The sequence below is a fragment of the Acinetobacter sp. YH01003 genome, assembly GCF_013420525.1.
GTDB classification, from domain to species: Bacteria; Pseudomonadota; Gammaproteobacteria; order Pseudomonadales; family Moraxellaceae; genus Acinetobacter; species Acinetobacter towneri.
In genome coordinates this window covers 1-23,319 of the sequence record NZ_VOXY01000003.1, presented here as the reverse complement: position 1 = coordinate 23,319, position 23,319 = coordinate 1, and the positions used below count along the sequence as shown (strand labels likewise).

At 43.4% G+C, this 23,319-nt stretch carries 20 protein-coding genes, 1 pseudogene and 1 riboswitch; of the genes and pseudogenes, 3 read left to right on the top strand and 18 right to left on the bottom strand.

Annotation, left to right across the window (positions count from 1 at the left end; translation table 11 throughout):
- Positions 1-10 precede the first annotated feature (10 nt).
- From glmM to FTT70_RS04490, 8 genes are all read right to left on the bottom strand, one after another.
- Positions 11-1,342 (bottom strand): phosphoglucosamine mutase, encoded by a 1,332-nt coding sequence (gene glmM, locus FTT70_RS04525; protein WP_180168333.1) that lies wholly within the window; start codon positions 1,340-1,342, stop codon positions 11-13.
- Between the two features lie 142 nt (positions 1,343-1,484).
- Complete coding sequence (gene guaB, locus FTT70_RS04520) at positions 1,485-2,951, bottom strand: IMP dehydrogenase (RefSeq protein WP_004974257.1); 1,467 nt, start codon at positions 2,949-2,951, stop codon at positions 1,485-1,487.
- 329 nt (positions 2,952-3,280) lie between these two features.
- Positions 3,281-3,646 (bottom strand): YkgJ family cysteine cluster protein, encoded by a 366-nt coding sequence (locus FTT70_RS04515; RefSeq protein ID WP_004974255.1) that lies wholly within the window; start codon positions 3,644-3,646, stop codon positions 3,281-3,283.
- Between the two features lie 106 nt (positions 3,647-3,752).
- Positions 3,753-4,550: an MBL fold metallo-hydrolase gene (locus FTT70_RS04510; protein WP_004974253.1), complete on the bottom strand. Its 798-nt coding sequence runs from the start codon at positions 4,548-4,550 to the stop codon at positions 3,753-3,755.
- A 185-nt stretch (positions 4,551-4,735) separates the two neighbouring features.
- Positions 4,736-5,311 (bottom strand): TMEM165/GDT1 family protein, encoded by a 576-nt coding sequence (locus FTT70_RS04505; RefSeq protein ID WP_004974251.1) that lies wholly within the window; start codon positions 5,309-5,311, stop codon positions 4,736-4,738.
- A 72-nt stretch (positions 5,312-5,383) separates the two neighbouring features.
- A riboswitch (yybP-ykoY riboswitch) is annotated at positions 5,384-5,543 on the bottom strand.
- A gap of 98 nt (positions 5,544-5,641) precedes the next feature.
- A complete protein-coding gene (locus FTT70_RS04500; protein WP_180168332.1) occupies positions 5,642-7,621 on the bottom strand; it encodes a 2-oxo acid dehydrogenase subunit E2 in 1,980 nt (659 codons plus the stop codon).
- A gap of 2 nt (positions 7,622-7,623) precedes the next feature.
- Positions 7,624-10,326: a pyruvate dehydrogenase (acetyl-transferring), homodimeric type gene (gene aceE, locus FTT70_RS04495; RefSeq protein ID WP_096901655.1), complete on the bottom strand. Its 2,703-nt coding sequence runs from the start codon at positions 10,324-10,326 to the stop codon at positions 7,624-7,626.
- A gap of 367 nt (positions 10,327-10,693) precedes the next feature.
- Positions 10,694-11,377 carry a M23 family metallopeptidase gene (locus FTT70_RS04490; RefSeq protein WP_004974246.1) on the bottom strand — a complete coding sequence of 228 codons (684 nt, stop codon included), beginning with the start codon at positions 11,375-11,377 and terminating at the stop codon, positions 10,694-10,696.
- Between the two features lie 106 nt (positions 11,378-11,483).
- Between FTT70_RS04490 and FTT70_RS04485 the strand changes: the two genes are divergently transcribed.
- Entirely contained in the window at positions 11,484-11,924 is a 441-nt protein-coding gene (locus tag FTT70_RS04485; RefSeq protein WP_004974242.1) for a DciA family protein, read from the top strand.
- 97 nt (positions 11,925-12,021) lie between these two features.
- On the opposite strand, the gene lpxC is transcribed toward FTT70_RS04485, so the two are convergent.
- The 8 genes from lpxC to gshB all read right to left on the bottom strand — a co-directional run bounded on the left by lpxC (position 12,022) and on the right by gshB (position 21,381).
- Positions 12,022-12,924 (bottom strand): UDP-3-O-acyl-N-acetylglucosamine deacetylase, encoded by a 903-nt coding sequence (gene lpxC, locus FTT70_RS04480; RefSeq protein WP_004974240.1) that lies wholly within the window; start codon positions 12,922-12,924, stop codon positions 12,022-12,024.
- 123 nt (positions 12,925-13,047) lie between these two features.
- Positions 13,048-14,229: a cell division protein FtsZ gene (gene ftsZ, locus FTT70_RS04475; protein ID WP_004974238.1), complete on the bottom strand. Its 1,182-nt coding sequence runs from the start codon at positions 14,227-14,229 to the stop codon at positions 13,048-13,050.
- A gap of 159 nt (positions 14,230-14,388) precedes the next feature.
- Positions 14,389-15,651 (bottom strand): cell division protein FtsA, encoded by a 1,263-nt coding sequence (gene ftsA, locus FTT70_RS04470; RefSeq protein ID WP_004974236.1) that lies wholly within the window; start codon positions 15,649-15,651, stop codon positions 14,389-14,391.
- Between the two features lie 67 nt (positions 15,652-15,718).
- Positions 15,719-16,573: a cell division protein FtsQ/DivIB gene (locus FTT70_RS04465; protein ID WP_004974235.1), complete on the bottom strand. Its 855-nt coding sequence runs from the start codon at positions 16,571-16,573 to the stop codon at positions 15,719-15,721.
- A 2-nt stretch (positions 16,574-16,575) separates the two neighbouring features.
- The gene (locus FTT70_RS04460) at positions 16,576-17,505 is read right to left on the bottom strand and encodes a D-alanine--D-alanine ligase (protein WP_004974232.1); all 930 of its coding nucleotides are present in this window, start codon (positions 17,503-17,505) and stop codon (positions 16,576-16,578) included.
- Positions 17,506-17,561: 56 nt separating this feature from the next.
- A complete protein-coding gene (gene murC / locus FTT70_RS04455) occupies positions 17,562-19,010 on the bottom strand; it encodes a UDP-N-acetylmuramate--L-alanine ligase (RefSeq protein WP_104852725.1) in 1,449 nt (482 codons plus the stop codon).
- A 3-nt stretch (positions 19,011-19,013) separates the two neighbouring features.
- The gene (gene murG / locus FTT70_RS04450) at positions 19,014-20,117 is read right to left on the bottom strand and encodes an undecaprenyldiphospho-muramoylpentapeptide beta-N-acetylglucosaminyltransferase (RefSeq protein WP_180168331.1); all 1,104 of its coding nucleotides are present in this window, start codon (positions 20,115-20,117) and stop codon (positions 19,014-19,016) included.
- A gap of 319 nt (positions 20,118-20,436) precedes the next feature.
- Complete coding sequence (gene gshB / locus FTT70_RS04445; protein WP_167846406.1) at positions 20,437-21,381, bottom strand: glutathione synthase; 945 nt, start codon at positions 21,379-21,381, stop codon at positions 20,437-20,439.
- A gap of 116 nt (positions 21,382-21,497) precedes the next feature.
- Here gshB and FTT70_RS04440 point away from each other — a divergent pair, with 116 nt between their 5' ends.
- Together FTT70_RS04440 and FTT70_RS13775 are read left to right on the top strand one after the other, a co-directional pair.
- On the top strand, positions 21,498-21,692 hold the full coding sequence (locus FTT70_RS04440; RefSeq protein WP_167846407.1) for a DUF3565 domain-containing protein: 195 nt from the start codon (positions 21,498-21,500) through the stop codon (positions 21,690-21,692).
- A gap of 154 nt (positions 21,693-21,846) precedes the next feature.
- The gene (locus tag FTT70_RS13775) at positions 21,847-21,906 is read left to right on the top strand and encodes a hypothetical protein (RefSeq protein WP_225531235.1); all 60 of its coding nucleotides are present in this window, start codon (positions 21,847-21,849) and stop codon (positions 21,904-21,906) included.
- Positions 21,907-21,954: 48 nt separating this feature from the next.
- Here the strand turns inward: FTT70_RS13775 and FTT70_RS04430 are convergent, their stop codons facing one another.
- Positions 21,955-22,614, bottom strand: coding sequence for a hypothetical protein (locus FTT70_RS04430; RefSeq protein WP_136144754.1), 660 nt, complete (start codon positions 22,612-22,614; stop codon positions 21,955-21,957).
- 588 nt (positions 22,615-23,202) lie between these two features.
- A pseudogene (locus FTT70_RS04425) lies at positions 23,203-23,319 on the bottom strand (transposase); the annotation flags it as partial.

Sequence of the window (23,319 nt, the reverse complement as noted above, 5' to 3'; positions counted from 1 at the left end):
TTTACCCCCTTTAGACGGCATGACGACGTACAGCATCGGCTAAATCTTTCGCCAATGTCTTCACTTCAGCCAAATCATCACCTTCTACCATGACACGAATCACAGGTTCAGTGCCCGATTTACGAATCAATAAACGTCCACGACCTTTCAGCTGTTCCGTGGCACGGTCAAACTCTTCCACCAAGGCAGGAACAGTATACGGGTCAAACATATTTGCTAAGCGCACATTTTCCAGCACGTTTGGCAACAGTTTAAAATCTGCCACCAATTCATGCAGGGCTTTATTTTGTTCGACCATCACCGTTAACACTTGCAAAGCCGCAATAATTGCATCACCTGTAGTGCTCTTATCCAAAGTCAAAATATGCCCCGATGGCTCACCACCAATAACCCAGCCATTTTCTTCCAGACCTTGTAGCACGTAACGGTCACCGACATTGGCACGCAGTAATGGTACTTGGGCTTTTTCTAACGCCAATTCCAGCGCCATATTGCTCATTAACGTCCCAACAATACCTGCAGGTTTTTTCGAGCCTTGTGTGGCAAGAATATATAAAATGTGGTCACCATCAATTTGCTTGCCTTGACTATCCACCAAAATCACACGGTCTGCATCACCATCAAATGCAACACCCAAGTCCGCCTGATGCTCAAGCACCGCTTTTTGCAAACTTTCAGGATGGGTTGAGCCGCAATTTTCGTTGATGTTTAAACCATTTGGCTCATTGTGAATGGCAATCACTTTCGCACCTAATTCACGGAATACCGCAGGGCCAACATTGTAGGCAGCACCATTGGCGCAATCGACCACAATGGTGAGGTCATTTAAATCTAAATGATATGGAAAGGTCGATTTACAAAACTCGATGTAACGCCCATTGGCATCTTTAACACGAACGCTTTTACCCAAGTTGGCCGTATCTTCAATTTTTAATTCTTGCTGCAATTCTTGGTTAATTTCTTCTTGCAAGGCATCTGGCAGCTTTTTCCCTTCGCCCGAGAAAAATTTAATCCCGTTATCAAAATACGGATTATGCGATGCTGAAATCACAATGCCTAAACTGGCATGCAAAGCGCGGGTTAAGTGCGCAATAGCGGGCGTCGGCAATGGGCCGAGCAAATGCACATAGACACCTGCGGCATTTAAACCCGCTTGTAATGCTGCTTCTAAAATATAGCCTGAAAGACGTGTATCTTTACCTAATACCACAATAGGTTTATTTTTTTTGGTGTGTTTTTTTAAAACTTTACCTGCTGCAAAACCTAGTTTTAATGCAAAATCAGGTGTAATTGGTAACTCTCCAAACTTCCCTCGAATGCCGTCTGTACCAAAATAACTCATATTGTTCTCACTTCTTAGGGGTGATCTTTATCATCACTTTTTTACTGCGAGTTACTTTACACCAAAAATGAAAAAGCCGTCACATTGATGACGGCTTTTATTTGAAAATGCTACTAAATATCAACCAACGCGATAGTTCATATTAACCAACGCGATAGTTCGGCGCTTCTTTAGTAATCGTCACATCATGCACGTGAGATTCCTGCATACCTGCTGCAGTAATTTTCACGAATTTAGCATTTTGGCGTAGATCTTCAATGGTTGAAGAACCTGTATAACCCATAGATGAACGTAAACCACCCATCATCTGATGCACGATGTTGCCCATTGGGCCTTTGTACGGTACACGACCTTCAATACCTTCTGGTACAAGTTTTTCTGCACCTGCTTTCGAGTCTTGGAAATAACGGTCTGCAGAACCTGTTGCACCCGCCATTGCACCCAATGAACCCATACCACGGTATGCTTTGTAGTAACGACCTTGGAAGAATTCAACTTCGCCCGGTGCTTCTTCAGTACCAGCAAGCAATGAACCCACCATAATGGTACTTGCACCTGCACCAATCGCTTTGGCCATATCACCAGAGAAGCGAATACCACCATCGGCAATTAATGGAATCTGTTCTTTCAATGCATTGGCAACAGCGTCAATTGCAGAGATTTGCGGCATACCAATACCTGCCACAATACGTGTGGTACAGATTGAACCTGGGCCAATCCCCACTTTCACTGCGTCTGCGCCTGCATCTAACAATGCCAAAGCAGCATCGCCAGTTGCAATGTTACCGCCAATTACTTGAACTTGTGGATAGTTAGCTTTTACCCAACGTACACGCTCAATTACGCCTGCAGAGTGACCGTGTGCAGTATCAACCACAATCGCATCGACACCTGCTTCAACCAATGCTTCTACACGGCTTGGTGTTTCTGCGCCTGTACCCACTGCAGCACCCACGCGTAAACGACCTAAGTCATCTTTACAGCTGTTTGGATACAATTCTGCTTTACGGAAATCAGTGACCGTAATTAAGCCTTTTAATTCCTGCTGGTCATTCACCACCAAGACTTTTTCAATACGATGCTGTTGCAATAAAGCTTGAATGTTTTCTTTAGATTCGTCTTCGCGTACTGTCACTAAACGATCTTGACCTGTCATGATATTGCTGACAGGTTGTTCAAGGTTGGTTTCAAAACGTGTATCACGTCCTGTCACAATACCGACAACTTTGCCATCTTTTACTACAGGTACACCGCTAATATTATTGGCTTGAGTCAGCGCAATCAATTCACGTACTGTAGTTTCTGGCGTTACGGTAATCGGGTCTTTCACCATACCCGCTTCAAATTTTTTCACACGGCGCACTTCGGCTGCTTGCGCAACGATGTCCATGTTTTTATGCAAAATACCAATACCACCATTTTGCGCCATCGCAATTGCCATACGAGATTCAGTCACCGTATCCATTGCTGCTGAAACCAAAGGAATATTCAGGTCAATGCCGCGCGTAAAACGTGTCTTTAAGGAGACATCTTTTGGGAGAACAGTAGAATAGGCAGGGAGTAATAAGACATCATCGAAGGTTAACGCTTCTTGAACGATGGTCAGCATAACAGTCTCACTGGTAATTTCCGTGAGCCATTATAAACAAATCTGGGCACAAATTTCATTTGTTCTCTAAGAAATATTTTTTATTCTGCCCTTCTGGGGGATGCAGCATGAAAAAATCGGTAATTTTCATCTAAAAATTGAGGTTTTCACTCCTAGTTTGCTTTTTAGCCACGCAAGTTTAAAACTTGCGAGGTTTCATTTTTCAGGCAGATAAAGCCGCTTCAATCTGAATCATGATTTGGCTATCTACCCAAAATTGAGCCACAAAAAAAGCAAAGCCGCAGCTTTGCTTTTCCAATCTGGATTGCGATCAACAACTTAAAGCACCATTAAACCACTTGATCGAAGTCATCATCATTCACAGAAATGGCTGGATCGACTTGCACAAATGGAATCATGTTATGCGCACGACGTGCTTTATTGCATTGATCATCGGCAATTTGCACTTCTTTACAAGAGCTGCTGCGTAATTCATAAATCCCGCAGCTCACTTGCTGTCCAACTTCACCTTCTAAAGCGACACAACGCGGCTGACTCTGATTGGTACCACACATGCATGAATAGACTGCTGTTACTGGTTCCGTGTAGTGCTCAGGCATATTCATGCCTTCAGCCCAATAAAATGAAACACGGAAATAAGCGCAACACGCGCCGCAGCTTAAGCAGGCATCGGCTGTAGGTACTTGAGACAACATTCGTTAAGTTCTCGTCATCAAAAAAATCGTTTTTGGGCGAAAATCTTAAAAAAAGTTGTTTTTGCACTCAAGTTTTTTTTACAGTTTTTTCAGCTTTTTTTGTCGCTTATTCAGGGCAGCTAAAAACGTGTTCATCCATCAAATCGACGCCACATTCCAATGTTTCAATCCAGTCTAGGAATTGGTTCACCTGTTCTTTGCCCACAAATGGCGTACCGTGTTGCGGCACAATCATTTCAACGTCCATGGTGCGTACCATATTCACCCATAGGCGAATCACTTTATTGGAACACATATAGCGCTGATGGAAACCTTTCATCGCAGGAATATGCGCAGCAAAATCAGTCAATGGAATTGAAGCATCTTCCACCATTGACGCACCCATATCACCAGAAAATAAAATTTTGGCGATAGGATCATAAAACTGGAAATTACCAACAGAGTGTAAGAAATGCGCAGGCACAGCAATAATTTTAGACTCGCCCAAAGGAATTGCCTGACCTTCATCTGGCAGTTCCACCAAACGATCTAACCAGTTGCCTTTCATACGGTCGCTCATAAAAGATGAGCTTAAGTGCGGCAAGAAACGCGCCCACAATTTTGATGCTACGATTTTTGCTTCGGTATAGACCAACCAACGCGGCATTGAAGTGATGATGTCTGGGTCTTGGTGCGATGCCATGACATAGTCAAGATTGGTCAAACGGGTATATTTGTTTAATTCCATGGTCAGTGGTACATAGGTCAGGTCGCCACCTGGGTCTAGCACTGCGGCACGGTTATTATCAATGATCAGAAATTGGTTGGCCTGAACACCTTCACCTTTGACCAAACTGGTAAAACTAATACATTTATGTGTCCCATTATCAAATAAGACCTGCGATGTTGTACGGTCAAATGCCATAACCAATCCCCAATTTTTTCATTTTAAAAATAGATTTTCTATCACTGAATAACATATAGCTATTTATGGAAAGTTACAATAAATAAAATGGCTCAGATTATCTGAAATATCAGTGAATTGCAGTACCATTCACATAAATAAATCCCGAGCAGTTTGCTCAGGATTTATGCATTTTAATGAATAATTTAGAATAAATAATGTTGCGCCAAAGTCGACACACCAATAATTAGGAAAATCAGTGCACCAATTTTATGAATTAAAGCAATTGGCAATCGGGTCGCTAATTTATTACCAATAAATACCGCAGGTGCATTGGCCAGCATCATCCCCAAAGTGGTTCCAAGCATGACCCAAAACACGCTGTCATAACGTGCAGCTAAAGCCACTGTGGCAATTTGAGTTTTATCGCCAATTTCTGCCAAAAAGAACAATACAAAGGTCGCGCCAAATACACCGTATTTTTGCCACTTGTTGATGCTTTCAGTTTCATCATCTAGCTGGTCTGGAATAAGCATCCAAATCGCCATGCCAATAAAACCTAAAGACAAAATCCACAATAAAATTTCTGGGCTAAGTACCGTGGTAATCCACTGCCCCAAAACTGCAGAAAGTCCGTGGTTAATGAGTGTTGCCAGTAAAATAGCAACCAAGATTGGAGCAGGTTTACGAAAACGTGCCGCGAGTAATAAAGCCAGTAATTGGGTTTTATCACCCATTTCGGCTAAGGCGACAATGGCAGTCGAGATGAGGAATTCATACATGATGTTTTTCTCTGGCTAGCACACATACCAATGACCTATCCCTCCTGCTAGCCAAAATCTGCAGAGTGATAAATCAAAGGTCTTGCCAACAAAAGAAAGCTTGAAAAAGCAGACTTGGTTCTTTGCTATGATGACCATGTTCTGTGGAACAAATATGTTGACCATCACCTTTTTACTGCATTCAGTTGAAACAGAAATTAGTAAAAAGCGGCTACTCCCCAATGAAGTACAGCTATTCTAAACGGAATACTGCGGTTAAGCAAATTTAGCCGAATAACGGCAGTGACAAAAAACCCTGCCGCAGCAGGGTTTTATAAAGCTTTTCTGAGTTTAGAGCAGCAAGCTACGAATATCTGCCAACAACTGGGTCAGTTTATGGGTAAAACGTGCTGCATCTGCGCCATTAATTACCCGATGGTCATACGACAATGACAATGGCAACATCAAGCGCGGATCAAAGCCTTCACCATTCCAGACAGGCTGCATGGTCGCTGGTGAAATACCCAAAATCGCAACCTGTGGCCAGTTCACTAACGGCGTAAATGCCGTACCACCAATCGAACCTAAACTGGTGATAGTAAAGTTTGCACCTTGTAAATCTTTAGGCGACAACTTTTTATCACGCGCTTTTTGGCTCAACTCGCCCAGTTCGATCGCAATTTGTTTAATCGATTTCTGATCTGGATTGCGTAGCACAGGCACGGTTAAACCATCAGGGGTTGCCACGGCAATGCCCATGTGGATTTCTTTACGCAGCAGCACAGACTTTTGATCATCTGCCAAATGCGCAGCGAAATACGGTTCATCTTTCAGCAAATGCGCTACAGCTTTGGCAATGAACGCCAAAATGGTCAAGCTAACACCTTCTTTTTTGAAGTTAGCTTTCAATTCACTGCGCCACGCTTCTAGCTCAGTAATATCGGCCAAATCAAATTGCGTGACTTGTGGAATGTAATTGTTCAGGGACAATTGCGGAATTGACACTTGTTGTAAGCGCGTCAAACCTTTTTCTTCCACGCCACCAAATGCACTAAAATCAGGCAACTTTGGCAAACCTGTAACTTGCTGTGTTGTAGCAGCGACAGGAGCCATCTGCGGCGCAGTAAGACGCGCTTTAACATAAGCCTTCAAGTCTTCTTTGAGTACACGTGCATGTGGGCCAGTGGCGTTTACATCGGCTAAAACAACACCTAACTCACGCGCCAGTTTACGCACAGCAGGGCCTGCATACACTTTTGCATTGGCTTCATTTTGCGCCTTGCTCAATTTGTCTACATTCGTATGTGCACTTGCTGCAACCGTTGTGGTTTGTGCTGTAGATGCAGCACTGACTGCTGGCGATGCACTTGGTGCAGAGGCAACTTGCGCTGCCGCAACTGCTGCTGGTGCAGCTGCGCCTGCAGTTACTATCGTCACTAAGGCATTGCCCTGCGCAACACTTTGTCCTAATTCCACGTGGATGGCTTGAATCACACCTGCGGTAGTACTTGGCACCTCAACCGTGGCTTTGTCTGATTCCACCACAATCAAACTTTGGTCAGCAGCAACCGTATCGCCCACTTGTACCAAAATTTCTGCCACTGTGGCTTTATCGACCCCTAAATCAGGCACTGCGACTTCAACCTGTGCTGATGCTGTTGTTTGTGGTGCAGATGCAGTTGCTGCGCTCGCTGTTGCAGCAGCCGCTTCTGCTGATGCCACTTGAGGTGTTTCCACCTGTGTGACTGCAGCAGCGGCGGTTTTCACTTTCAGAATCACCACACCTTCTTTTACGGTATCACCCGTATTGATTTGGATAGCGGTAACTGTACCCGACACCGTACTTGGCACTTCTACTGTAGCTTTGTCCGACTCCACCACAATAATGCTTTGATCCACATCAATCGCATCGCCCACTTGTACTAAAATTTCCCCAACAACGGCTTTTTCCACGCCAATGTCAGGTACTTGTACATCTACTTCTTGCGCAGTGTTTGATGTCGCTGAGCTTGGTTCTGCAGCGATCACTGGTTCAGCATCTTGCTTCGGTGCAGCATCTACTTGGGCTTGCGGTGCAGCAACTTCTGTAGCAGCTGCCGTTTGAGCTTCAGTTTCCAACTCAATCAGCACCGCACCTTCAGTCACTTCATCGCCTTGTTGTACCAAAATACTTTTCACCACCCCTGCAACGGTGCTGGGTACTTCAACAGAGGCTTTGTCTGATTCCAATAGGACAATGCTGTCATCAACTGCAATCGTGTCACCAACTTTGACAAGAATATCTGCAACAGTGGCTTTATCGACACCAATATCAGGCGTTTGAATTTGCATGATCAGTGCTCCTCTTTGTAGTCAGCAACCGCTTGTACTTCAGGAACCGCTTGCGGTGCCCACGCGACAGGACGATCTGTATCTAACTCAAATGTCGAGATTGCATCTTTGACCAAACGCGCATCGACTTCGCCTTCATCAGCCAGTTTTTTCAAGGTGGCTACCACAATGTGTGCAGCATCGACCCCAAAGTAGCTACGCAAGTTACCGCGGGTATCGGAACGACCATAACCATCGGTACCTAAGGCAACAAATGGACGATTGTCTGGCAAGTAACCGCGAATTTGCTCGCTATAGGCGCGCATGTGATCGGTAGCAGACACGACAATGCCATCTTTGCCACGTAACTGTTGTGAGATCCACGGCTCTTTGCTTTCTTCAGCCAATGGATGCAAACGGTTGTATTCTTCACACGCCATACCATCACGCGCCAATTCATTAAAACTGGTCACACTGTAGACATTCGAGTGGATTTGATACTCTTCACGCAAGATTTTCGCCGCTTTGATGACTTCACGCAAAATCACACCTGAACCTAGCAATTGAACCGTGGCTTTTTCATCTTCCTGCAGTAAATACATGCCGCGCTTAATGCCTTCTTCCACACCTTGTGGCATTTCAGGATGCTCGTAGTTTTCATTCATTACGGTGAGGTAATAGAACACGCGCTCCTGATTGACATACATGCGTTGCAAACCATCATGCACAATCACGGCAAGTTCATAACCAAAGCATGGGTCATAGGACACACAGTTTGGAATAGTATTGGCTAAAATATGCGAGTGACCATCTTGGTGTTGCAAGCCTTCACCATTGAGTGTGGTACGTCCTGCAGTGGCACCCAACAAGAAACCTTGCGCCTGTGCATCACCTGCCGCCCATGCAATATCCCCAATACGTTGGAAACCAAACATGGAGTAATACATATACATTGGGATCATTGGTAAGTTATTGGTCGAATAACTGGTACCCAAAGCTGCCCAAGCACTCATTGCACCTGCTTCGTTAATGCCTTCTTGCAGCATGTGACCGTCTTTGGCTTCACGATAATGCATCAATTGTTCTTGGTCTTCAGGGGTGTATTTTTGCCCATGTGCGGCATAAATACCCAGTTGACGGAACATGCCTTCTAAACCGAAAGTACGTGCTTCATCGGGTACAATGGGTACCACACGGTCTTTAATGGCTTTTTCTTTGAGCAGGGCAGAAATCAAACGCACCATCACCATAGTGGTCGATTGTTCTTTGCCACCTGAACCTGCCAAGACTGAATCGAAAACTGATAATTCAGGAATTTGTAAAGCTTCGCTGTCTTTACGACGCGCAGGCAAATAACCACCCAACGCTTCGCGACGCGCTTTCATATATTTCAATTCAGGCGAATTTTCACTTGGACGATAGAACGGCACTTCTTCAAGTTGCTCATCGCTAAATGGCAAGTTGAAGCGGTCACGTACATATTTTAAAGAATCCAACTGCATTTTTTTGATTTGGTGGGTTTTGTTCACCGCTTCAATTTCATCAGACAAACCATAACCTTTGACAGTTTTGGCTAAAATGACCGTTGGCTGACCTTTGGCCTTACATGCTTCAGCATACGCCGCAAATACTTTGTACGGATCGTGACCACCACGGTTCAGGTTATCAATATCTTCATCGCTTAAATCTTTGACCAATTCTTTGGCTTCAGGATATTTACCAAAGAATTTTTCACGAGCGTATGCACCACCTTTCACTTGCAAGCGCTGATAATCACCATCCACCGCTTCTTCCATAATGGCTCTTAATGCACCTGTGTCGTCTTTGTCTAATAAAGCATCCCAATGACGCCCCCAGACCACTTTAATCACGCGCCAACCTGCGCCACGGAATAACGACTCAAGTTCTTGAATGATTTTACCGTTACCGCGTACAGGGCCATCTAAACGCTGTAAGTTACAGTTCACCACCCAAATCAGGTTATCTAGCTTTTCACGACCTGCCAGTGAAATTGCACCCAAACTTTCTGGCTCATCCATTTCACCATCGCCTAGATATGCCCAGACTTTACGGTCTTCTTCTTTAATCAAACCGCGGTTCATTAAATATTTTTGAATATGTGCCTGATAAATTGACATGATTGGACCCAGACCCATCGATACCGTTGGGAACTGCCAATAGTCAGGCATTAAATAAGGATGTGGATAGCTAGGTAAACCGTTACCGCCCACTTCACGGCGGAAATTATTCAATTGATCTTCGGTTAAACGCCCTTCTAAAAATGAACGAGCATAAATACCAGGTGCACAGTGACCTTGGTAGTAAATCATGTCACCGCCAAAATGATCACTATTGGCGCGGAAGAAATGGTTAAAACCAACATCATATAATGTGGCTGAAGATGCGAAACTTGCAAGGTGACCACCTAAATCATCACCTGTTTTATTGGCACGCAATACCATCGCCAACGCATTCCAGCGAATCAGGGCGCGAATACGACGCTCCATATCCTGATCGCCCGGCATGGCAGGTTGTTCTTCCACTGAAATGGTATTGAGGTAAGGAGTATTTAATCGCTGAATGGGTACATGCTTTGCAATTGCACGTTGGTACAGTTTTTCGAGTAAAAATGCTGCCCGTTCAGTACCCATATGTTGTAACACAGCATCAAAGGCGTCTTGCCATTCTTGGGTTTCTTGTGAGTCCGTATCACCGTAAAACGCCATAATTCACTATTCCTAAGCCTAATCGTATGCTTTATATGTATCATAATTTAGACTTTAGTAGATATGGCTAATCTTAAATGCATATCCTGCATACTATTTAGAAAATAAATAGTCATTGACACATTCTTACAGCAAATAACAAAAAACCGCCAATTTAGGCGGTTTTTTATACAATAAAGCAGATACTGCGTGTTATTATTTTTTTAGGTGATAAGTTGATGTCTGAAATGTCTCACTAGATTTTGCTAAAAGCTAAACGTGAGTATAAAGAAAAGCGACCTTTGCCGCTTTAATTTCATGTTTTAATTTGTAGTTCGCGTGTAGTTTACAGTGAGTGTGGCTAGAGCATGAATTTCTAGCCAAAACATTACGGCAACATTGCTAAATAGGTAGAAGGGTTCTTACGTTGACCATCTTTCACTACTTCATAATGTAAGTGAGGACCTGTACAACGACCTGTACAACCCACGTTGGCAATATGTTCGCCTGCATCTACACGGTCACCCACACGTGCAATTAAACGTGAAGCGTGTGCGTAGCGCGTGATATAACCATTACCGTGGTTAATTTCTACATATTGACCATAACCTGTGCCCCAGCCTGACTTGGTCACAATACCTGGGCCAGTCGCATAAATTGGAGTACCGCTTGGTGCAGCAAGGTCTAAGCCTGAATGGTTTTCAGCACGACCACTCATGACACGACCGCCATAGTTCGAGCTAATACGTGCATTTGGTAATGGATGTGACACTAACCAAGCATAAGGATTTGAAGAAGCAAAACGGGTGCTGGTATTGGTACCGTATTTTTTTGCTAAAGACGCATTGTTTAATTCTGTAGTCTTTTCACGAAGCTTAACGGTCATCTGCGTTTGTGCAGGAACATCAATGTCTTGTGTTTCTGTATAAGAACCTTGTGACAAGGTGCGGGTTAATTGCTCAATACGATCAGTCGATGAATTTTGAGAATCTAACTCAACTAAATCAGCAAATGCGACAGATGCTGCCGAAGCTGCCAGTGAAAACGCTAATAAAATACGGCGCGAATGCATAAAAAAACCTCTTAACTGTTCTTACTTGAAGTTCCTTGTGATCTCTTCCTTGATATCTACTGAAAGGAGCGCATAAGATTAGGGCATAAACATGAAGGAATGATGTATGTCCGAACCTGTGAATCTCTTTCAACAAACAAGAAAACACATAAAAACAGGAAACCTAACGTTTCTCTCAACCCAAGTTGCTGCATGGCAGAAACTTGGCAAACTTATTCAACCTTTACTGCCGCAACCAGAGCAATGGCAGGTGGTTTGTTATCAACAAGGTGTCTTAACCATTACTGGAACGAATCAAGCGATGGTCAGTCAACTTGCTTATTTGCAAAAGCAATACATTACTCAACTGTCACAACTGCATGAACTGAAAGACATACAAAAAATTCAAGTTCGTTTAAGAGTTGAATCTCAAACGCCCCCAAAAAGCGAAAAGCCTTTAAGAACACTTAGTCCAGAAACTCAAGATATGTTACGAGGTGCTGCTGACTTTGTGAGCGACCCTAAGCTTAGCCAAGCTTTGTTACGTTTGGCAAGCAATAAAAAATAATTGTTTGCAGAAAACACCAAAAACTCGCGCTCAAATTTGTGATGAAATTCACATATTATTGTTGTTACATTATAACGTAGTAAGAAAAGACAATGACTTATGTCACATGCACAAAAGTGATCGGGCAAGAATTTATGTCATCAAATGTTACAATTTCATAACTGCTTGGATCGCTCTGAACATTGCGTAATAACTGATTATTTAAGGCATGTCCTGATTTATAACCATCAAACTTGGCAATAATTTGATGTCCAAGCAAGTACAAATCCCCCACAGCATCTAAAATTTTATGCCGTACAAACTCGTCCGAGAAGCGCAAACCTTCTTCATTGACCACGCCTGTATCATCTACCCCAATGGCATTATCTAAACTCGCACCCAAAGCCAAATTATTGGCTTTTAAATAGTCCAAATCTTTCATAAAGCCAAAAGTACGTGCGCCACTGACTTCATAGACAAAGGTTTCTGTAGAAAAATCGATGGTGGCAGACTGATATTCTTTTTTAAAGGCAGGATGATCAAAGTCGATGGTGAAATTGAGCTGAAAACCTTCATGCGGACTGAACACCGCACGTTTATCGTCAATTAAAGCTTCTACAGGTTTTAAAATTTTGATGAACTTTTTCGCAGCATCCTGTTCTTTTAAACCACCCTGCATCAACAAATAAATAAAAGGCCCTGCACTGCCGTCCATAATGGGCACTTCAGAGGCAGACACTTCAATAATCAAGTTATCAATGCCCAACCCTGCAATTGCACTCATAACATGCTCAATAGTGCCAACTTTGGCATTATCCTGAACCAAATTCGAGCACATAAATGCTTCTTGAATCAGCATGGCATCGGCTGGAATATCGACAGGCGGATTTAAATCGATACGACGAAACACAATTCCCCCATCGGCATGATGCGGCACAAAGTTGATCAATACTTTTTGACCACTGTGCAGACCAATACCGCTCGCCTTGACGACACGTTGTAGGGTACGTTGTTTCAGCATGTTCTCAATTCATCTAAATTTTAAAACCGCTATACGTTAGCATATTTAGCCATTGATAAAAAACAAAAAAGGCAGTTTAAAACTGCCTTTTCCCGATCACACAATGAAATTGAGGATCTTGGCTTATTTACGCTGCTGATTTTTCAAATAGTCTTGAATACTCATTGGCGTTGGACGCGCAGAGCCTGATGTTGTTGTCGCACTAATTGCAGGCGCAGTTTCTGCCTGCTGACGCTGAATTGCAGGCACATCATCTTCTTCTACTGCCGCTGTTGGTGCTGCAGAAGTGGTTTGTGTCACGGTGCGTTTTGCAGGCTCTGGTGTATCGCCTGTGTTACGCGCTAAACCAGTAGCAATAACAGTCACGCTAATTTCGTCACGCGCTTCAGGATCAAATACCGTACCGTAGAATACTTGGGTTTGTTCGGTATCTGAAAGTTGATGAATCACGTCCATGATCTCTTCGATTTCACCGAAGGTCACATCATCACCACCCGTTACGTTAATCAACAAGCCTTTGGCATTGGCAATGGTTACGCTATCGAGCAATGGGCTACGAATCGCTTGTTCAGCCGCTTGACGCGCACGGTTTTCACCACGACCTGAACCAACACCCATCATCGCATAACCGCGCGTACTCATCGCAGTTTTCAAGTCAGCAAAGTCTAGGTTGATGTGACCTGGACGTACCACCAAATCAAAAATACTGCGTACACCGTTCAACAAAACGTCATCGGCTTTTTTATACGCATCTTTCATTGAAATGTCGCGGTAAACTTTCATTAAACGCTGGTTTGGAATAATGATTAAAGAGTCTACATGCTGTTCTAATGCCGCAATCCCTTTTTCCGCAGAAAGTAAGCGACGCTTACCCTCAAAGTTAAATGGCGTAGTCACCACACCAACAGTCAAAATGCCCATTTCTTTGGCAATTTCAGCCACAACTGGCGCAGCACCTGTACCTGTACCACCGCCCATCCCTGCAGTCACGAACACCATGTCTGTGCCTTCAAGTTGCTGACAGATCAGCTCGCGGCTTTCTTCCGCTGCAGTTTGACCCACTTGAGGATCACCGCCCGCGCCTAAACCACGTGTGCTTTGCTCACCTAGCTGGATTTTGAATTGCGAATTCATGCGATCCAATGCTTGTTTGTCCGTATTGGCACAAACAAATTTTACACCCTGAATATCCGACTCAAGCATGTGCTGCACAGCGTTACCACCTGCACCACCCACACCAAACACAGTGAAACGGGCTTGACCGTTGCTATCGGTTTGATCATCTATAAATTCAAATGAGGCCATGACCTTTAGATTTCCTAATACGTTATTGGCAGTCACTTAAGCCCGTATACTGCCTTGATCTTCATAAAAATTATTTTTAAGAATGCTGTTCAACTTCTGGCTTGTCAAGTACCAGTGATGATCCGTACAACTTCCTAACAATATTCCCAAAAAACTCAACTAAAAAATAGATTTTAACTTTTCGTTCAAGCCAGACCATGCCCGTCCGACACGCCCCCAAACCGATAAGGTTTCAGGGTCTTCATGTTCTACAATCGTGTCTTGAGTATAGTTTTGACTATAAAGCAATAAGCCTGAAGCTGTTGCATATTGTGAACGGCGTAAGGCGGCCTGATGCGGTTCATCGGCATAAACTTGTGAAGGATGATTCCCCAAGTGTGCCGAAACACCCAACATACGACGTACCAAGCTGATCATGCCTTCAATTTGTGAGGCATCACCCGCCAAAACCACACCATGATATAAACCATGAATGGCACCGCTCTTTTCGAGTTCCTGACGAATTTGTGCAAAAATTTCTTCATAACGCGCAATAATAATTTCCGCCAGTTCAATACGGCTAATGGTTTGCGGCCCATCAATGCCCTGAATCTGAATCATGTGATCAGGTTTGACCACTTTCATATCTACACAGCCATACAATAGCTTAATCCGTTCAGCTTCTTCAGTTGTGGTTTGTAACACCGCTGCAATATCGCGGGTGACATGCTCACCACCACGCTGCAAAGTGTGTGCCAAGGCCAAACGTCCATCTAAATAAACTGCAATACTGGTCGTACCTGCGCCAATATCTACCAGACACACACCGTATTCTTTTTCATCTTTAAGCAGACTGGCTTCTGCAGTGGCTAAATTTGACACCACCATTTTTTCGACACCAATATTGGCACCTTTTAAAGCACGGTCTAAATTCTGCATGGTGCTAATAGGCAACATCATCAATTGATAATGCCCCGTCATGCTATGTGCTGACATACGAATTGGGTTTTGTACCCATTCACCCGAATCATCTAAATCGAAACCGAGTGGTACTGCACTCACCAAATAATGGTCTGAGGTGAGGTGACTGGCTTTGGCCAAGTCCAAGGCGCGTACCACTTCACTGGTGGTAATGGTGTGATCACTACTTTCAATAGGTGTGCGACCTGAAGCATAAAAGCTTTTTAGCTCTGCACTAGGAATAGAAATCCATGCCGAATGCACACGGCATTCCGCCATATCTTCCGCTTCTTGCACGGCATTTTTAATTGCAGTAATCACTTTATCGAGACTGACAATTTTTCCCTTACTCATGCCTCGATTACGTGCGGTGGCCATACCAATGACTTGGATATTGTCTGGCGCATGGACCTTAGCAATCAAAACTGAAACTTTGTGCGTCCCAATGTCAATCGCAACAACCGAGGGAACAGCTTCACTCATTTATTCACTACCATTACCAGTATGTTTAATTTATGGCTTAATGCCTCTATTTTTTTAAAGCCCAATATTATGGCTTTGCTCTTATTCCCTCTGCAATGCTTGTGTCATCAATCGTTACAACAAAGTGACCATTTGCAATTTTTGGCGGAATTGAGTTTTTCCATTGAATGGCTAAACCATTGCGATAACGCAAATCGATGGCGGATATTTTAGACCATACAGGTTTCAAATCACTTTGTGCAAGATGCCCCAAGCGCTGCAGCTTACTCATGGTTTGATCTTTATCTACAATAACACGTAGACCTGAATCAAACTGCATAAACCACGTCATACGTTCTGTTAAATATAGTTCTTTTAAACGATCGTTGACGGGTAAGAATAATTGGTTAATTTCATTATAACGACGCATCATCATTTTAGATTGATGCGTTGGCCCGTGTAATAACGGTAAATGTTGATTATTTTGTGGCGTGACCTCGGTAAAGACTTCACCGCTGTCACTGAGCAAACGACCTGTCCCCCAACGTGCAATTGGATGACGCGGCATAACCCGCACACGAATAGCATTCGGCCACGCACGTGAAACCACCACTCGATCTACCCAAGACAACTCCAAAGCGGTATCGCGGATTTGCTCTAGGTCAGAGGTGAAATAGTTCTTGGTCATTACAGGGTTCACATGCGTCATCACTTGGCGGTGTTCCGCATCTGAACGTGTACCCACTACATCTAGCTTGGCAATTTGTGCATCGGTCATGACTTTGTATAGCCCGTACGCACCCACTGCCAACACGAGCACCGCAACGCACAGCATTACCCAACCGCCAAAATGAATCAGCTTTTCTTTGGCTGTTGGCGGTTTGTCATGAATCGAGGTAATCGCTGCCCGTTTACGGCGCAAGGATGCAGGAAGTTGAGCCATATTTAGTGTGCTTCACCTGTAAGGGTTTGTGCCAAAATTGCCACACACAGCTCATCAAAACTATAGCCGACTGCATTTGCCGCTTTCGGAACTAAAGAGTGGCTGGTCATTCCCGGCACGGTATTCACTTCCAATAGCCAGAAATTGCCGTTCTCATCTTGCATGGCATCAATACGACCCCAGCCACTTGCACCCACGGCTTGGAAGGCACGTAATGCCAAAGCTTGTAACTGTTGCTCTTCGGCAGTGCTTAAACCACACGGAATACCGTATTGCACATCATTACGTTGATATTTGGCTTCATAATCATAGAACGCCACATCTTTCGGTGGTTCTAAACGAATAATCGGTAAAGCCTGACCATTTAACAGCACGATGGTAAATTCACGTCCTGTAATCCATTTTTCAGCCATAACAATAGCGTCATGTGCAGTTGCTTTCGCTACAGCATCGGCAAAGTCTTCTACTTTTTCGACTTTGCTCATGCCAATACTTGAACCTTCATGTACAGGCTTGATGATGAGTGGTAAACCCAATTCGGCAACCACGTCTTCAATATTGGAATCTTTGCTAACAATACGATATGGCGCAGTTGGCAAGTCAGAACCTTGCCAAATTTGCTTGGTCTTCACTTTGTCCATGCCAATGGCTGAACCTTGCACGCCCGTACCCGTGTATGGAATATTCAACCATTCCAAAACACCTTGAATTTGACCATCTTCACCACCGCGCCCGTGTAACACAATAAAGGCACGATCATAATTGACCAATTCGGTCACGCTACGTGTTTGTGGATCAAATGCTTCTGCATTGACCCCAGAACGTAGCAGTGCTTCGAGTACTGCTTGACCGCTGTCTAGAGAAACCTCACGCTCAGCAGATTTTCCACCCAATAACACGGCAACTTTGCCGAACTTTGAAGCATTTGACACGTTTATATCCTTAAACTTTAAACTGGTCGATCAAATTCAAACATCACAGGTTGTGATTATTTTAAATATAAATGGTTTTGTGCAAGCTCGATTGAAATCGCCCCCACATTACCTGCACCTTGGGTCAATAACAAGTCATTGGCCTGTAACACTTGTTTCACAATATTCGGTAGGTTGCCGTCATTTGGATCGACCAAAATTGGCTCAACCTGACCACGCAAACGAATACTGCGTGCCAAAGTACGGCTATCTGCGCCAACAATTGGTTTTTCACCCGCAGGATAAACATCGAGCAATAACAATTGATCGACTTGTGACAACACTTCCACAAAGTCATCAAAACAGTCACGGGTGCGACTAAAACGGTGTGGTTGGAACAACATCACCAAACGGCGATCAGGATGACTTTGACGCGCAGCTTTAATGGTGGCTTCCACTTCTTTCGGGTGATGTCCGTAGTCATCTACCAATTTCACATTGCCGTCTGCTACCTCAAACTCACCTTGTACTTGGAAACGACGACCGACACCGCTAAAGCCTTCTAAAGCACGGCAAATTGCACCATCAGAAACGCCTTCATCGGTGGCAATTCCAATTGCAGCCAAGGCATTCAATACGTTATGCAGCCCCGGTTGATTCACCGTCACGCGTAACGGTTCGCGGTCTTTACGCAGTACAGTAAAGTGTGTGCGCATGCCGTCTTGATCGACATCAATGGCACGAATATCGTTGTCTTCATTAAAACCATAGGTCAATACAGGGCGCCCGATACGCGGCATGATTTCACGAATATTGGCATCATCACCACACACCACAGCCAAACCGTAGAATGGCAGTTTGTGCAAAAATTGAATAAAGGTATCTTTTAAGGTATCGAAACTACCACCATAGGTGTCCATATGGTCGGCATCAATATTAGTCACCACAGCCGCCATGGGCTCTAAGAATAAAAACGATGCATCAGATTCATCGGCTTCTGCCACGATATAACGGCTCGCACCCAATGCTGCATTGACCCCAGTACGGTTTAGCAAGCCACCAATCACATAAGTTGGATCCATGTTTTCTTCGGCCAACATACAGGTAATTAAACTGGTGGTGGTGGTTTTACCATGCGTACCCGCCACTGCAATACCATGACGATAACGCATCAACTCGCCCAGCATTTCAGCACGACGCACCACAGGAATACGGGTGTCAATTGCTGCTTTAATTTCTGGGTTTTCTGGGTCAATTGCAGTAGACACCACCAAAACATTTGCGCCTTTAATATGGTCTGCCGCATGCCCAATATAAACCTTGATGCCGTTTTCTTCTAATTGCGCTGTGGTTTTTGAGGCTTTGATGTCTGAACCCGATACTTTATAGCCCTGGTTTTTCAAGACTTCGGCAATACCACACATCCCCGCGCCACCAATACCCACAAAATGAATGTGTTTGATACGGCGCATTTCAGGCACTTTGATTAATTTTTTCGCTTGATCAGCGGGTGTAGATGGAGACATATTTTACTCGAACAATGCTTGAATAAGACGAACCACGTGCTGAGTTGCATCTGGCTGTGCCTGCTGACGGGCTTTGACCGCCATTTCAGACAACAATTGACGATTCATTAACGGGGTTAATAATGTTGTTAAACTTTCGGGAGTCATACTGGCTTGCGGACAGATTTTTGCTGCACCCAAATCGGCTAAAAATTTGGCATTGGCAGTTTGGTGATCATCCACCGCACTAGGCAATGGTACAAATACTGCTGCAACACCTGCAGTCGCGACCTCGGTTACCGTGAGTGCGCCCGCACGACAAATAATTAAATCGGCATCACTATAGGCTTTGGCCATATCTTCAATAAAAGGCTGTACCTCAACCTGTAAATGGTCAGGCTTGTGTGCATAACGTGCCTGCGTCGCATCGGCATGGTTTTGCCCACATTGATGATAAACATCTAAAGCGACATTTAGTTGCTTTAACGTTTCAGGTACACATTCATTTAAGGCTTGTGCACCTAGTGAACCACCCACAATTAAAATACGAATTGGCAAGCCTGCTTTTTCACGTTCCTGATAGCGCCATGCAGGGCTTAAGGTCGCAGTGATTTCTTCACGAACAGGGTTGCCTGTGGTGACAATTTTGTTACTGTTTGGAAAGGTATTTGGGAAAGCCTGACACACGGTTTTTGCCACACGTGACAATTGAGTGTTGGTAAAACCCGCAACTGCATTTTGTTCGTGAATCAGCACAGGAATACCCAAAGCACGTGCTGCCAAGCCACCCGGCCCTGCCACATAACCACCAAAACCTGCAACAGCATCAACTTTTAATTGCTTCATGTAACGCACAGCACTGAGCGTTGCGCCTAAAATTTTAAATGGTGCAGCCAGTTTACGGATCAAACCGTTGCCACGTACACCTTGAATATTAATTTGGTAAATTGGGATATTATGATTTTTAAGCAGACGATTTTCCATGCCCATTGGGGTCGCCAACCATGACACTTGAATCCCTTGTTGCTGTAATTGTTTTGCGACGGCCAAAGCGGGAAAAACATGTCCACCTGTACCTGCGGCCATCATCATGACATGTTTAGGCTGTTGTTGCTGTGCGTCAGTCACGGTTTAATTCTTCAACTCAAAATAAGGCAAATAAAAATCTTGTATAAGCTATCAATTGTAATCACAAACGCATGGGCTTGAAAGGTTATTTACTTTTTTTCACCAAGTGCTTGATTGTTTTTTTCTACAGATTTTCAAGTTTAAACTAGTTTTATTATTAATCTACGGAAAATGTTAAGTTTTATTCAATTTTACCTGCTTTGATTGATCTATTTTGCAAAGTGTTTAAGTTGTTTTTTGTATCCACGTCTCTAAAAACAAGGCCGCTTTCAAATAGAAAACGGCTTTTGTATTGATACAGTGAGCATAAAGCCCAAACTTAGTTGGGACGACCTGCTTCAAGTACGGTAAATAAATCATCGGCAATGGATGTACCAAACTGTGCATCAATTTCACGAATACACGTTGGACTGGTCACGTTGATTTCAGTGACATAGTTGCCAATCACATCTAATCCGACAAAAACCAAGCCTTTTTCACGTAAAAATGGCCCGACTTTGGCGGCAATGGCTTTGTCATTTTCAGTCAATGGACGTGCTTCGCCTAAACCACCTGCAGCTAAGTTGCCACGCACTTCGCCATTTTGTGGAATTCGTGCCAAACAATAAGGCACAGGCTCACCATTAACCATGAGGATGCGTTTATCACCATCTACAATTTCTGGAATATAGCGCTGCGCCATGATTGGCTGAGTGCCGTTGTTGGTCAGAATTTCAATGGTTGAGCCAATATTGACCCCATCTTGGTACAAACGGAAAATTCCCATGCCGCCCATGCCATCGAGCGGTTTAACGATCACATCACCCTGTTGCTGAATAAATTCACGAATCAGGCTTTGTTGTGAAGTGACCAATGTCGGAACTTGTAGTTCTGGGAATTGAGTCGCAAACAGCTTTTCATTACAGTCACGCAGGCTTTGCGGCTTGTTGATGATCCATGCGCCTTCGCGTTCAGCTTGCTCTAAAATATATGTGGTATAAACGAAATTCATGTCAAAAGGCGGGTCTTTACGCATGAGAATGACATCATAATCGGCTAAGGATTCTTTGCGTTTTTCGCCCAATTCGTAATAATGGTTATAGTCTTCAAAGACTTTGAGCGGAGCAATCAGACCAAATGCCTTGCCCTGATCAATATATAAGTCTTGCTGTAATGCATAGCCCAAGGTATGCCCACGACGGCTTGCCGCCCATAACATCGCCATGGTTGAGTCTTTTTTCAAATTGACACTTTCGATGGGATCCATCACAACAAGTACGCGCATATTTCGGTGCTCTTTTGAAGAATTGAATAAGCAAAAGTATAGCGGAGTTTGGCTTTGGTTTTGCTGCAATTTTCGTAACGCTTTATCCACGATCATCATGCACTTAGGAGTATGCGATGCAACAAGCGATTATTGATTTTCATTTAGATGAAGAAAATGATTGGGTCGCAGATTTGGCCTGCGGTCATGGGCAGCATGTGCGGCATAATCCACCGTGGCAAAACCGCCCGTGGGTAATCACAGAGCAAGGGCGCAAGGAAAAGTTGGGGGTGATGCTGGAGTGTAAGAAGTGTGAGGAGGAGACTGAGTGAATACGCTTAGATACTCAGTGTTATTCATACCCTCTTCATACCCCAAATGTCTCCTTTTAAGTCGTGCGTGTATAGCATTCTTCGCTGCCATTAAAGGGCGATCTGGTCTCATCCATGGAACTCGAGAACTTGTGGTGCATCGCACTATGTTGTCGTGTATGACGTTAAAGATTCTGTTCGTATTTTAAGAATTTTGCATACATCACAACAGTAGGGTTAGGTTGATGTATTTACGCACTCCTGAAAACCAATACAACAAAGATCACTGGTAACTAGCGATCTGTTCAATCGCCAACTCATAAGAACTTTCAAACTGATATTTCAGCGTTTTATCTTGAGTAGAATGAATAAAATCTTCCATTTTTTGTCTATATTCTTCATGTCCTGCCTTATACATCGCGAGTAAGTACCCCCACTCACCATATAAATATTCAGAGTCATTTTTAGGAGTGACTTTCAATGTCTTTTCCAGCAATGACGCTACTTGGGCATAACATTTTTCATATTCATTTTTAGGCTTTTTAGCGTAATAGCTCAACTCACATTGAGTCAGTAAACGTGCTTCGCTAAACCTAGTTTTTAACATTTTACTATTTAAATCATAAGCTTCTTTATACATGGCTGTGGCTAAGTAAATCTGCATTTGCAACTTTTCTCGCTCGGAATCATTCTTAATTTTGTTTATTTCAGACAAACTATCTTTCATTACCTTATTCGCATGTTCTCTTTCCCTAAAATTCAAATTATGAATCGTATCTTTATATTTTTTTATAATAGATTGATCTTCTGCAGAAAGACTCTGGGCAGCTTCACTATCTTGAGTGAGTTCAACTTCACCATGATGTGTATTATGTCCATTAGATGAGCAGGCAGTGCTTCCGAATATCAAGAAGGCTGTTAAAAAAATAAGAAAATTCTTCATCTAACTTCCCTTGCTGCGGAATTTAAAGTAAAGCTGTGGGTTGTAAAACTGGGTATCGGGGTAACAACTCCACCGCTAAACGTCAATACATATCCAAGATCTAATTCAACCCTCAATAGGAGTAAATCAGGCTCAGGTAAGGTAATGTTACAGAAACCTACTGGTTCTTTTCCTCGCTCAATACTCCAAACCCCACCATCAGACTTCAATTCTTGTATTTTTAATAATTCAGATTTTCTATTTTTTTCTTTATAGAGTCTTAGAGTTGCATAAGGAGTGATTTTATTTGCATCATGTTTTACAACTGGCGGGTGATATGAAACTGTTATAAACAGATTCTTTTTCTTTAAAATAGATGTAACGATAAAATCACATGCTCCTGAAACTATTTGTAAAACACTCCCAAATAGCCCTTTTTTATCTTCATCGTATGGAGGAATTCCTGTTTTAAATTTTACATAATCGGTTTTATTAAACTCAATATAATAGTTCTCATACTTCCTCTTATTTGTAAAACTATTTATTAAATTCTGTTGAGCACTTATAGGCAGAGTTTGCTCAGTTTGAGGATTAGAAACTAAGCTGTCATTAAAAAGTAAACATGTATTCTTTTCCGAATTGGTTTGATACTCTCTCCACCCATTGCTCTATTTTATCAGCTGTCATGACTTGAAAATCTCGCCAATAATATTTCATCTGCTTCCA